Genomic DNA, 13,986 nt, shown 5'->3' on the forward strand with positions numbered 1-13,986 from the left:
TTAATGCCAACACCTGGCCATACTTCTGGACGTTCTGGTTTTTCTACAACTGTTATAACAGCCATCTCTCTTACTTTCCCGTATTTATATTCAACAAAATAATGACTTAAAACAGATGTATCAACCTCTCCTTCGACCTCAACATCTTTAAAACTCAATTCATTTCCTTTTTCATCTGTTCCACCAATGAAATTGTCTTCTGGCAACCATTTACTTCCCTGTGCAATAGTTGTATTTTTTACGTTGATACTAGATTCATCCATATCTTTATAAGTCAATGTAATCGATTGTTGATCCCAGTTTATTGACATATCTAGTGATTTATCCGCTTTTATGTATTTATACCCCTCAATTTCAGGAACTTCTATTTTTTTCTTATCCCCGTATTCTCCAGTAAGTTTGTCTGGTGATTTAATTTCATTCCCATCTTCGTCTTCGTAATACACTGTAATAGGTCTTTCAACTAACGATTTAGCCGGTCTAACCACATAAGTTCCAGGAATAAGTTCACCACTCCCGTATTGTTCCATAAAGTCTTCTGGTAAATAAGACGCTGTTGATCCATCTTCTTTAATCCATTCTCCAATCCCCATCCCTAACCAAGGATTCAAAGCTGGATTAGTATAGAACATATCGTATCCTTTAAATACAAAATTTTCACCTAATGTAATACGTGTTAAACCACTATGAAGATCTCTCACAGGATCTGGATTAAACATACGAGTCATCCCGCTATTAGAAACTTGTCTCGTATCCCAATTTTCTAGATTTAAATCACGAATTGTACTTTGCATAAAAGTTTGCCTCATACTAGTTACGCTAGAAGTATCCCATCCACTTAGGTCTAAATTAGTCATTTTTGCGTGATAAAAAGCATTGTCCATCGTTGTTAAACTTGAGGTATTCCAATTTGCTATGTCAAGACTCTTAGCGCCACATCCACTAAACATTCTATCAATAGTCGTCACCTTAGACATCTTAAACGTGTCGATAGATAATTTCTCCAGACTTGGTGTATTCATGAACATTTCACTCATGTTCGTGACATTCTCTGTGTTCCAACTCGTTAAATCTAACTCTTTTAATTTGACTGCTCCGACAAACATCCGTGAAAGGTTGGTCACCTCAGATGTATCAAAATTTTCTAAATTTGTTATTTTTTCTAAATTTGCTAATCGCTGACTTCCCCCTTCATTTTGTTCTAGTCCTGAAAATAAAAATTGTGAATCTACTGGTGCTTTTACCTTATCCTCAAAAACAATTTCTTTAATTTCACTTGCATTAATTTCCGGAAGATTTCTAGAATGTCCTCTCCAAGGTGCAGTTGGATGTCTATCTAATTCCCCTGCTTTGACTGTCAAAATACCATCTTTAAATTCCCAAGGAGCACTCCCCCAAGTTCCAGATGTAACATCACTAGCAAAATCATAATATAATTTAAGGGTTTGCTCTTTATCAGTAATCACGATATCTAAATCTGCATCAGCTTCTTTAAATTTATAGTTATCAATCTCTCGCACTCTAATTGAAATTTTTTCTCCGATAGAACCTTTAACAATGCGTTCGTCACTTATTGGAATATGAGTTGACGCGTCTAAGTATTCCACTGTTACCGGTTTTGATAAATCAGCATCTTTATCAACTTCCGCAACATATGTTCCTGGTTCAGGTTTATTCGTACTAGTAGAATTCGTCCCATAATACTGTACAAAATGATAAGGAGTATACGCTTGACCAGTTCCGTCTTCTTTCACCCAATTTCCTGTTGTTGGCAAGCTTTCTGAAGGTGAAAAATGACGATTCGATGAAACGAATTGGAATTTGTCACCTATAGTAAATTTAGCTAAGCCATTTAGTCGTTTATCCATTGAACTACCCACATTAAACATATCGTATGATTCTGTAACACTTTCTGTGCTCCAGTTCTCAAAATTTAATTCTTTAAGTCTTGAACTTGAAAATGTCGCAACCATTTCTGTAACTTTACTTGTATCCCATCTCCCTACATCAAGTGTCTTGAACTTAGTTCCAGAAAATGTAGCTGACATATTTTCAACACTGGAAGTATCCCAATCTTTTACATTTAAACTATCCATACCTGCATTAGAAAATAAGTAAAGCATAGTCTTCACATTTGATGTTTGCCATGTGCTAACATCTAATTTTTTTAACTTGGCTGTATTTTGAAACGTCCCTTCTAATGTTGTCACTTTAGATGTATCAAAATGTGAGACATCTAATTCAGTTAATTCATAATTGTTTGCAAACATTTCACTCATATCCACTACCGATGTTGTATCTAAATTTGAAATATTTTTATATTTTTTAACACTAATTAATGAGCCAAAAAGGCGAGCACTATTGGCTGGTGCTTTCACTTTCCCAGAAAAAACTACTTCATCAATAGAACGAGCATCTACTCCATCTTCTAAAATAGAAATCCAAGGGGCTTCACTGCTCTCTCCTAGTTGACCTGCTCCTAATGTAAGCACACCATTGGAAAACTTCCACTTCGACGTCCCCCAAGTTCCTTTCGAGCTTACTTCGCCACTACTTTTTGCAATTTTTCTATTTTCAGTTTTGCCCTTACTCTTTTCTGGATTTTTCCCTTTCGTGATACTTGCTAGCTGTTTTTCAATCTTTGCCAGTGGTGATGCTACTTTTGGCTCTGTAATTGTTTTAACTTGTTGCTCATTAGCTATCTCCGCACTCACTCCTATTAAAGGTGATACCATTAATGTTGTTGCAATAAATAAAAAACTCCATTTTTTCATACAAAACCAACCTTTCTAAAACAAGGAATGAGTACTGTGACTATATCGATACTTTTTATGCATCTTTTTTTATAATACAGGAAGTTAGATAAAATATTCACCAATGTCTGCGCTTACTAAATAAACCATATTTAGACACTTGGTTACGAAACGTCTATATACAATGACTTATCCAACATCTTCTCTTGTTTTTTTATTATATAATTAAAATAACATTAATTGTCAAAAATGTATAATATTTATGTGCTCAGTTTTGAACTTTTTTTATTTCAGCTTATTTTTATGCATAAAAATCCTATTTAGATCAATTAATGAACACAATTATCCTAAAAATAAAAAATCCATTCAGAATTTAAAACAAAAAAATAAGAGAGCTTATGCCCTCTTATTTTTTTCCTGTTTTATTTACTTCACTGCATTTAATTTTGTAATCAACTTATCTAATTTTTCATCATCAATTAACTGACCTTGAGAAAAATTAATCAAACCACGTAATGGCATATTGTTGTACGTTGCAATACCTAACTCAGTATCTACTTTGTCATTATCGCTAGTCTTTTCTCTAACAATCAGACCATACCACGTTTCAAATAACTCACGAGCAATTTCATATTTTTTAGGATCTGCCGCAACATCTCTAACCGGTGTATTTCGAGTCACGACTGTTGCTATTGGGGTATTATTTTCAACAGTAATACTTGTTTTTAACACAAGTTGATCCGCTGATTTCCCGATTGCCACTTGGTACTCACCTGACGCAACATACCATTCATTTGCAACTGAATCAAAGTATTTTAGAGCTTCTTTATCAACAACAAAAGTAACTTCAGTAGATGCATTTGGCTCCAATTCTACCTTATCGAAACCTTTTAATTCTTTAATAGGACGAGGTACTGTTGCACCTAACGGTAAAACATAGAGTTGAACAATTTCTTTTCCTTTGACATTTCCAGTATTCGTTATGGTAACAGTCACTTCCACTTTTTCATCTGCTGATATTTTTTTAGAATTGATTGTTAAACCGCTATAAGTAAAGTCTGTATAGCTCAACCCATGTCCAAATGGATAACGTGTTTTAATCCCTACTTTATCATAGTGACGGTAACCTACGAAAATATCATCCGAATAAACTGTTTCATCTCTTACGCCTGGGAAATCATGGTAGCATGATACATCATTTAATTTCTCAGGGAAACTTTCCGCTAATTTCGCACTTGGATTTACTTTACCGACTAAGATATCGGCAATCGCTCCTCCACTTGCTTGGCCTCCTAAGTATGCTTCTAAAATACTCTTCGCTTTGCCATCCCAAGATAAATCAATAGCTGAACCATTGGATAACACAACAATCACATTTGAATTAAAAGAAGATACTGCTGATAATAACTCCAATTGATTCTCTGGTAAGTTTAGATGACTTCTATCCAACCCTTCCGCCTCGTAACGAGCTGGTAAACCTAAGTGCAAGATAACTTTATCTACTTTACGTGCTAGCTCACATGCTTCATCTAGCCATTTTTTAGAATCGGCAACATCCAGATCTGCTTCATACCCTCTTGCAAAGATTACATTTCCTTCTGGCATAAGTTTTGTTAATTCTTCACGTAAATTCTCAATTTTTGTTGGAATAATATGAGAACTTCCACTGCCTTGATAACGTGGTTTTTGGGCTAGATCACCAACTAATAAAACTTTATCCGTTTGTTTTAGTGGTAAGGTATTCTCTTCATTTTTTAACAAGACCATTGTTTCCGCAGCAACTTGGCGAGCAAACTGATGGTGCGCCTCTTGATCATACATCTCATGCTTTTTAGTAATCTCAGTTTTTTCAATTAACGCTAAAATACGTAATACTACTTTATCCAAATCGCTTTCTAACAATTCACCGCTTTTAACAGCATTCACAATTTTTTTAGGTGAATAGTCGCCCGTTGTTGGCATTTCAACATCATGACTCGCTTTAATGCCATTAATACAATTATCAACAGCTAACCAATCTGATACAAGTACACCTTCAAATCCCCACTCGTCACGTAAGACATCTTGTAACAAACGTTTGCTTTCATTTACATACTCACCGTTCACTTTATTGTAAGACGTCATAATAGTTGTCGGTTGCGCTTCTTTTACAATGTGTTCAAAAGCTGATAAATAGATTTCTCTAAGGGCACGTTCACTCACTTTAGCATCAATTGTCATACGACGTGTTTCTTGGTTGTTCACTGCGAAATGTTTTAATGATGTCCCAACACCCATCGACTGTGTTCCTTTAACTTGTTCAGCTCCCATTTGTCCTGTTAAATAAGGATCTTCTGAAAAATACTCAAAGTTACGACCACATAAAGGTGAGCGCTTGATATTAATACCAGGTCCTAATAACACGCTAACGTCATGAGATAGACACTCTTCACCAAGAGCCTCCCCTACTTGGTACACTAATTCACGGTCCCATGATGACGCTAATCCTACAGCAGGAGGGAAACAAATCGCCGGCTCACTATCCATAAATCCTAAATGATCCGATTGGTCACGGCGTTGTTTTCTTAACCCATGTGGTCCATCTGTCAAAGCAATTTCTGGAATACCTAAACGATCAACTCCTCTTAAATCCCAGAATGTTCCTCCTGAGCATAGTCCTGCTTTTTCTTCTAATGTTAATTCACTTAATAATGCTTGATAATTATTTGTCATAGTTACTCTCTCTTTTCTTAATTAGTTTTTTGTTTGATTTTTCCAAATATAAATGTTCCTACAAAAGCTATTACAAAGGTAACAACCGATGATAAAATACCTAATCTCATACTAGAATCTGGTCCAATAAATAGCGGATAATATAACGCACTTAAAATCGGTGTAAATTGGAAAATTTTAACACCTAGGAAGCTAATTAAACCTCCGCCTAGTGCTGATGCAACTGCCCCAATAATAAATGGTTTCCCATGTTTCAAATTCACTCCGTAGATAGCTGGTTCTGTTATACCAAAGAATGCTGGTATTAAAGTCGAAACAGTTAAGGCCCGATCCTCTTTTGGAACGTGACGGATCATTCCTGCAGCTGCTCCGAATTGACCAAAAACAGCCATCATCATAATCGGTAAAATCGTGTCATATCCTAGTGACTGAATGTTAATCATTGCCACTGGTAAAATACTCCAATGAATACCAAATACAAAGGTAAATGGGAACAAGGCGCCCAATAATAAGCCTGCAACCAATGGACTAAAGCCATACGCTTGACCGTATACCCATGAAATACCACTCCCCAGTGCCATGCCTAAAGGACCGATTACTAGGAAAGTCACAAATCCTGCAACTAACAATGTTAATGCTGGCACTACAACTATTTCTGCTACATCCGGTACTATTTTCTTGAAAAATCGTTCGATATAGCCTGCAACCCAAACTGCTAATATTGTCGGAATAACTGCGCCGCCATATCCTTTAACCCCTAAACTTAACCCAAATAAATGAATAACATCAGGCATATCTGCTGCTGTTAATGGGAATAGTAACGCCGTCGCTAATGCAACACCAATATATACATTACTTTTAAATACTTTGGCTGTTGTTATCCCTATAAAAACTGGTAATAAGGTAAACACCCCTGATGATACTGCCGTTAAAATCACACTAATTAATGATTCTGCTGAAATTAGTGTCATTTTTTGTAAAAGTGTATTGAGTGCCATCAAAATTCCTGCTCCAGCTAAAATCCCAATATAGGGCGTAAAGATAGCTGAAATTATCGCAATTACTTTATTAAGCCCTCTTACTTCCTGACCTGATTCTGTTGCTACTGTTTCATTCAACTCCATTTCCTCCTTAATAAAATCGCTTCAACCCTCCTTTTAGCTAAATTTAGCTCACTCGAGTATCCGCACTTTTATTTTTCTTCTATTTGATTTCCTTCAGCAAGTTCAGCTTGATACTCTTCTTTACGCGCTTGCCAATACGCTTTATCTTCATCTGTAATTGGACGTAACACTTTGCACGGATTTCCCACTGCGATTACATTATCTGGAATATCTTTTGTCACAACTGATCCTGCTCCAATAACCACATTACTTCCAATTGTGACACCAGGTGTTACGATTGTATTTGCACCCAACCATACGTCATCTCCTATTGTGATAGGTGACCCAAACTCGTAAAATTCATGGCGAATGTCTTTATCAATCGGATGATTTGCTGTATACAACCCAACTTTTGGCCCTAAATAAGCACGGTCACCAATTGTAATAGGTGCCACATCTAGCATCGTACAATCAAAATTAGCAAAGAAATAATCCCCTACTGAAATGTTAAATCCATGGTCACATTTGAATGGTGTTTCAACTAAAAATAAATCCGGCGATTTACCAAATAATTCTTTGATGATGCCGTAGCGTAACTCCTCATCATGTGGATGCGATTGATTAAATTTATAAAGAAGTGAACGGGCACGACTTAGACCTGCATTAATTTCCACGTCATTTCCTGATAAATAAAAATCACCAGCAATCATTTTTTCTTTTTCTGTTCTCATCATATCTTCCTCATTTCTTTTAATTTGTCTGACTGACAAGACACAGTATACGGCTGATAATTTGTTATAAATAGATGATTCCACCCTTTTTTTTCAACTAATGAGTAGAATAGGATAATAATATCCAAAAATTGCGTTTTTATTCATCATGAGTTAGGATGAATAAAAGCGATTAAGGAGGTACACAAATGGAATTCAAACATATACAAAAACTAATAAAAGATATTCACTCTGTCGAATTACACGTTATACACACCACAGAGGATTTAAAAAAATTACTATCCCAAGGAAAGTTAGAGTCAGATAATCAACAGCTCATCACCACACTTTACGAGGCACATCAGAATGATTTGGATCCTCTTTTTGTCGAAACAAACAGTGACTGTCACTTTATTATGTTTCCCGATTCTGATTGTTATTATCTAGTTGGTCCGTTCACACTAGAAGCCAACCACCGCTCACTTCCTTATCTAAAAAGAGCATCCCTACGATCATTAGCAGAATTGCTCTATTATCTAATTTTTGAAAAACAAGGGGCTAAACTATTATTTTCAGAAGACTTAGAGGCAAGTTCTCCTCTTCCTTTAACTCGCTCTCCCTTAACACCAGATACTCCTCTTCACCAACAAGAATTAGAAAACTTGATGTTAACAGCTATTAGAGAGGGACAAATTGCCAAAGTTAAAGAACTGCTTCTTTTAAATCCTATTAATAAAGAAAATGACTCTATAGGTGTGCTGTCTAAAAAAAGTTTAATCCGTCACTACCGAAATATCAGCATTACAACGGTTACCTTAGCAACCCGTGCCGCCATCCAAGGTGGGTTATTTCCAGAAATTGCCTATACCCTAAGTGATCGTTACATACAGGCACTCGAAGAGACACAATTTATTTCAGATATTAGTAAATTAATGACCGAAGCTCTTGTTGAGCTTACTCGTAAAGTATCCCAAGAGAAGCAGTTAAACTTTAGCCCTATTACTAATAAAGCTAGAGAATATATCAGCAATCATCTTTATGAGCCAATAACAAGAGAAGATGTAGCTGATTTTCTTATGATTAGTCCAAACCATCTAGATAAAGTTTTTAAAGCAGACTTGGATAACTCTATAGCCCGCTACATCAAACATGAAAAATTAAACCTAGCTTGTGAGTTGATTGAACAACAACATTATTCGCTAAGTGATATTTCTGAATCACTTGGCTTTCACTCACTTAATTCCTTTTCAAAACTATTTAAACAGCATTATGGTTATACGCCTTCACACCATCTACGTCATTCTGCTAAATAAAAAAAGATCCGTCTCAAAATTGGTATTTCCCTCACTTAGTGGGACACAAGTAAAAAAGCACGTCTTGTTGAATACAACAAGACGTGCTTTTTTATATAATTTATTATCTGCTCATCTAACAATTTTAAAAATGCTCTTATAAATTTTATTTTAACTTTAATTTCTATCAATTCAGATTTTCTAAAATTCATTAAGCATAAATGCTTCATAAGCGAAACAACTAAAAAAGGATTTAGTTTAATTTGTAGTTTGCGCTGCAATTACATTCGCTCCTTTTAATTTAACTCTATTACCACTCATTAACCCTTTATGGTCAATTAGGATTACGAGGGTATCTTTATTTGACATATTTTCTAAACGAGTCGCTATTTTTTTTGAAGTCTCTATATCTAAAGATGAAAAAGGTTCATCTAAAATTAATACTTTGGGTTCAAAATATAATGCTCGACATATGCACATCCGCTGTTTTTGTCCTCCAGAAATATTATCTGTAATTATTGTATTAATCCCCTCTGGTAAGCTATCTACCCATTCGATCAACTCACATAAAGATAGGACTTCTCTTACTCGATCAAGAGAAATGTTATACGATGGGCTAAAAAGTGTAATATTTTCTACAATTGTACCAGAGAAAATCCGATTTTCTTGCTCGACTAATTTTACATATGTTCTACGAGTGTACATATCAGCTTCTATTTCGTTAAAATAGATTTCTCCAACTGTTGGATTTGTTAGACCACTTATCATCTTAATTAGAGTCGTTTTTCCACTCCCCACACTACCTGACACTATATTTATTTCTTCGCTTAAAAATCTACTGTTGGGATAATAAATTTTGATATTATCAGATTCAAATAATACATTGTCTATCTGAATTTCTTTGACCTTATCAAATTCTAATACTGGGTGCTCCTCGTAATTCTTCTCATGAGCTATTAAAAATTCCTCCAACTTTAGTTCATTCAAAGAAATAGTCGCTTTTTGAATTTTATTAACAGTGTCAATAATTGATACTATTGCAGCATTTAAGAAACTTGTAAGCATAAATAAAGATATGACACCACCCATTGTCATATGAAAAAACTTAATCGCAATAATGAGTATCAACACTTCACGAATTATATTTGAAATTAAGCCTATTGATTGTACACATGCTATAACCTTAGCCTTTTTATCGACCTTAACTTTCGTCGTTTCAGTTAAATGTAAATATTTTTCTATATATTTATATGCTCCATGATAAAAAATAAATATATATTTATTAACATAAATATCATTAAAATATTTCCATTCTTTCTCACCATTTACTGCTAATTCTTCTTCAATTTTTTTTAATTTATCTAAAAATAAAAGAGTCAAGCTAAACAAAACTGAAGTTAAAATAGAAATAATAAGAAAAACCGGGCGAATTGAGAATATTCCAAAACTCATAATAATGATATTAATAAACACTTTGAATGCATTTGGAATATCATTTTCAAAAAAAATTTGAAATGTATTGAGATGTTGATTTATTTTAGCAATAATGTTTGATTTGTTTTTTTGTTCAATGTCATAATCAATTAAATTTTCTATAATTTCTGATCTTTTTTCGTTAATTATCTTAGAAGACAGTTGCGTTGATCGTCTATTAAAAAAAATAAATCCAACAGATAGTATTACTATTAAAATAATATTCTCTTTCAAAAATGAAAGATTGCCGTTACTTGAAACCCCATCAATTAATCTCTTTTGTGTATCAGCAAGATACAAAAACATAATATTTAAACACATAAACTCGATAACTAAAGAAATATAGTACTTTTCTTTTTTCACATAGAACACCCACTCACATTAGAACTTATTATCATTTTATTTTTAGATTTCAAAATAATATCCCTATCATGTGTTGCCATAATGACTAAATGACTCTTTGCATATTCTTCCAAAACAGAGAATAGTTCTGCTCTCAACTCTTCATGTAATGAAGAAAATGGTTCATCTAAAATAAGAATATCGGGATATGAATTCAAAGCTCTTAATATATTAATAATTTGTAACTGTCCACCAGATACACTATTTATAGAAACATCATAATTCAAATATTCTTCTAGTACAGTATTGTTAAAAAAATCAATTTCTTTATTATCACTCCCTATCAGAATATTCTCCTTAATTGAAAGTTGTAGAAAGACTGGAAATTGTGAAACATATATAATATTATCTGTTGAATACTGTATTTGTCCTTCATAATTTTGGAGTAGTCCTGCTAAGCACTTTAATAGAGTTGTCTTCCCCGCCCCAGACTCACCGATAATAGTATATAATTCATTATTTATGAAATTTAAGTTTTTATCCTCAACTATTTGATTTTCACTATTAGAGTATTTATAACTTAAATTTTTAGTAGAGATTATCACATGATTATTTAAAAAATTCTTCTCAATTCTTCTTACACGACTATCATTTATCAAAAAATTTAATAGAGAATATTTTTCAAGTATGCTCATTGTATTTCTTTTATTTTTAAGACTATCGAATAGCTCAACAACAGATTGAGCTAGTGCAGCAGATATGAAAGAGGCGGAAATAATCATTGAATCTTGTTTAGTAAAAAGTATTACAGATATCATGGATAAACAAGCAACTATCACGTATAGAAATCTTGATACTATTATTAGAAAAGAATCTGAGGTCTTATATAATGATGTCTTATTCACGAAATTCTTATTTAACTTTAAAAGCTTCTGCATAACATTATCTTTTACATTAAAACTTTTAATCACCTCAAGATTCAAAATAACTTCTTGTGAAAAATTATTAGATAGCGCGTTACTTTCTATAACTTCTTTATTTCTAGAAATTAATTTATTGATTTGCCTATTAAATAAAAGAAATACTGGAACAATAATTAGATTTGAAATTAATACCTTCAAACCAAAAAAATACCATATACTTAATACTAGGGTAATTATTTCTATAGTTGACACTATTACGGAAAAATAGATCTTGGGAAAATTTGATAAATCAGAAATTTTTTTATAAACTTCAGTAACCTCCCCTTTATTGAAAGTCAAGGTATCATCCGACCCATTAATTATAGTATCTACTAATATCCTTTTAAAAAAAAATTCATTATCAGTCGTAAATGAGATATCTAAATAAGTATTCATAAAATATACAAACGTAAATATAAGTAAAAAAAATATAGACAGTAAGGTAATGCTTTTATAATTGTTTAAAGATACTAAATAGCTATAAAAATATATTAATGAAATTTTCATAAAAGCCATACACAATGGAAATATAATAATACTTTTCAAATATTTTATTTTATTATTTTTAAACAAAAGTTTATTAATTCTCATATTCTTCTCCTTATCCATTGTGAGTTAATCAACAATATTATAAAGCGCTTACATAGTGATGTCAATTTTTTTTGATTTAAACATTAGAGAAGATACTATTAACTTGACAAAAAAATAAGGTGTCTATATTTATCCAAAAAAGTACCTCTTGTTGAATTCAACAAGAGGTACTTTTTTGGTCCCATTAAATTAAGTGATGCTTTTTAAAGGCTTTAGCTAAACCATCATTTTCTGGTGTTGCCGTAATATCATCTGCCAATGCTTTTAAAGCATCCGTTCCATTTTCCATCGCAATTTTTAAAGCAACTGCCTCAAACATTGCAATGTCATTATCACCATCTCCAAAAGCAACTGCTGATGATTTGGGTAACCCAATTATTTTTAACATCCGTTCTACCGCTGCCTTTTTATCACACCCTTTTACTCCAGCTTCCCCGCTATTTTCCCCGTATTGAGCAATTGTTATCCGGTGAAGTTCAAAGTCTTGTCCAAAATCCTCTTCTATTTTCTCGTAGGGATAAGTGTCGTTTAAAAAACAAATTTTATTAATTTTACTATAATCTAGCTCATACTTTGAAACATCTTTAAGTAAGTCAGTAAACCAACTCATCTGTTTTAACGCCTTCGCTTTGATCTCTGGTATATCTGGTAAACCTTTCGTCACATTACGTTCCATCGTAGGCACACAATAACGATTTGAATATAGTCCGTCGTTCGTTTCAAAATAACAGCCTATCTTTTCCTGCTCAAATAAATCAATCAGTCTAAGGACCTCTTCTTTAGGTAATGTTTTATGAAATATCACCTCATTTTGATACTCAATATACGCACCACCCGCTCCGATAATACCATCAAATCCAACTGCTCGTATCTCTGGTAAAATTTCTGGATTAGAACGTCCTGTACAAATAAAGACTTGATGCCCATTTTTACGTGCTTCTTTAATCGCATTACTCGCCGATTCTGGCACCTCACTCGAAAGGTCTACTAATGTTCCATCAATATCAATAAAAATTGCTTTCTTCATTTTCATTCTCCTCTTCCCTTTTAATTAATAAAGTCTAACAAAAAACCTACTAAAATAGGACATAGCGCTGTCCAACTTTAGTAGGTAATGCCTGATACAATCAGTAACAATCCATTTGTATTCTAATTAATTCAATCATAACAAAACGCTCCTAATAAAACAAGCGCTTTCACCATTCAAACTACTCACTACTTTTGATAATAGATGTTATAATAAGCTAACTATCACATTTAGGAGTGACACGATGAACGAAAGCCAACAAGAAAAGGCCAAACGCCTAATTGCTATGAAGCAAGGCAAAACATTACCTGGTGAAGAAGCCACATCTGGCAAACGCCATTCTCAAAAAACACCAACTAATAGTTTCGCTAAAACAACTGCTACAAAAAAATACGTCAAAAAACGACCTCACTAGTGTAACAACTTGAGGTCGTTTTTCTTACTTAAATGTTAAAGTTTGCAAGTTGGTAGTGGCATACTCTGGTTTAGTCTCTGCTACAAATTGAGCCAATTCTTTTTGAGCGAGCATGACATCACGCGACTTCATACTTTTATCTGTGTATTTTTTAATACTTTCTGACAGTTGTCCCACTACTACACCTGACTCGTCATCGAAATTAGCGAGTAACATGTATTTAAGCCCTTTATCTGTTAATTTTAAATCATCCAATTGATCGTCTGGATTATTTGAAAATGAGCTCATACGTAAACCATTCGGCATCTTCCCAATCAAACATACCATTATTTTTTCGCGCTCATTTTTATAAGGTATCTTGGCAACACCATCTGTCACTTCTTTTAACCAGTCTTCATAAGAAGAGGCTACTTGTAACTGTTCACTTGCATCTTTCTTTACCTTTTCCATATCAGAAGCATTCCCTGTATAAGTCATAACATGCGCATCATCTAAACGGTAAATTTGAGAATAATCGTCAAATCTTTGATTATCCTCCCCACAAACTAAGCTGTCTGTACAAATATTAATATATTTACTGTTCCCAAAAATAGAAATAAATCCCAT

Annotated in this window: 10 protein-coding genes; 2 read left to right on the forward strand and 8 right to left on the reverse strand. The window is 33.4% G+C overall.

Annotated elements, in window-relative coordinates; all coding sequences use genetic code 11:
• From OL233_RS10840 to OL233_RS10855, 4 genes are all read right to left on the reverse strand, one after another.
• Positions 1 to 2,774: BspA family leucine-rich repeat surface protein (locus OL233_RS10840; protein WP_275472324.1), on the reverse strand; the 2,774-nt coding region annotated here is incomplete at its 3' end.
• 405 nt (positions 2,775 to 3,179) lie between these two features.
• Entirely contained in the window at positions 3,180 to 5,465 is a 2,286-nt protein-coding gene (locus tag OL233_RS10845; protein WP_275472325.1) for a beta-glucosidase, read from the reverse strand.
• 17 nt (positions 5,466 to 5,482) lie between these two features.
• On the reverse strand, positions 5,483 to 6,583 hold the full coding sequence (locus OL233_RS10850) for a PTS transporter subunit EIIC (protein WP_275472326.1): 1,101 nt from the start codon (positions 6,581 to 6,583) through the stop codon (positions 5,483 to 5,485).
• A gap of 74 nt (positions 6,584 to 6,657) precedes the next feature.
• Positions 6,658 to 7,299, reverse strand: a complete 642-nt coding sequence (locus tag OL233_RS10855) for a sugar O-acetyltransferase (RefSeq protein ID WP_275472359.1) — start codon at positions 7,297 to 7,299, stop codon at positions 6,658 to 6,660.
• A 188-nt stretch (positions 7,300 to 7,487) separates the two neighbouring features.
• Between OL233_RS10855 and OL233_RS10860 the strand changes: the two genes are divergently transcribed.
• Entirely contained in the window at positions 7,488 to 8,591 is a 1,104-nt protein-coding gene (locus tag OL233_RS10860; RefSeq protein ID WP_275472327.1) for a helix-turn-helix domain-containing protein, read from the forward strand.
• Positions 8,592 to 8,828: 237 nt separating this feature from the next.
• On the opposite strand, the gene OL233_RS11455 is transcribed toward OL233_RS10860, so the two are convergent.
• The 3 genes from OL233_RS11455 to OL233_RS10875 all read right to left on the reverse strand — a co-directional run bounded on the left by OL233_RS11455 (position 8,829) and on the right by OL233_RS10875 (position 12,965).
• Complete coding sequence (locus OL233_RS11455) at positions 8,829 to 10,406, reverse strand: ATP-binding cassette domain-containing protein (RefSeq protein ID WP_275472328.1); 1,578 nt, start codon at positions 10,404 to 10,406, stop codon at positions 8,829 to 8,831.
• Positions 10,403 to 11,938, reverse strand: a complete 1,536-nt coding sequence (locus OL233_RS10870) for an ATP-binding cassette domain-containing protein (protein WP_275472329.1) — start codon at positions 11,936 to 11,938, stop codon at positions 10,403 to 10,405. The genes OL233_RS11455 and OL233_RS10870 overlap by 4 nt, the downstream gene beginning before the upstream one ends.
• A gap of 184 nt (positions 11,939 to 12,122) precedes the next feature.
• Positions 12,123 to 12,965 carry an HAD family hydrolase gene (locus OL233_RS10875; protein ID WP_275472330.1) on the reverse strand — a complete coding sequence of 281 codons (843 nt, stop codon included), beginning with the start codon at positions 12,963 to 12,965 and terminating at the stop codon, positions 12,123 to 12,125.
• A gap of 244 nt (positions 12,966 to 13,209) precedes the next feature.
• Here OL233_RS10875 and OL233_RS10880 point away from each other — a divergent pair, with 244 nt between their 5' ends.
• Positions 13,210 to 13,380, forward strand: coding sequence for a hypothetical protein (locus OL233_RS10880; RefSeq protein WP_275472331.1), 171 nt, complete (start codon positions 13,210 to 13,212; stop codon positions 13,378 to 13,380).
• 24 nt (positions 13,381 to 13,404) lie between these two features.
• Here the strand turns inward: OL233_RS10880 and OL233_RS10885 are convergent, their stop codons facing one another.
• Positions 13,405 to 13,986, reverse strand: a complete 582-nt coding sequence (locus OL233_RS10885; RefSeq protein WP_275472332.1) for a hypothetical protein — start codon at positions 13,984 to 13,986, stop codon at positions 13,405 to 13,407.

The sequence above is a fragment of the Vagococcus proximus genome, from assembly GCF_029143285.1.
Taxonomy (GTDB): domain Bacteria; phylum Bacillota; class Bacilli; order Lactobacillales; family Vagococcaceae; genus Vagococcus_D; species Vagococcus_D proximus.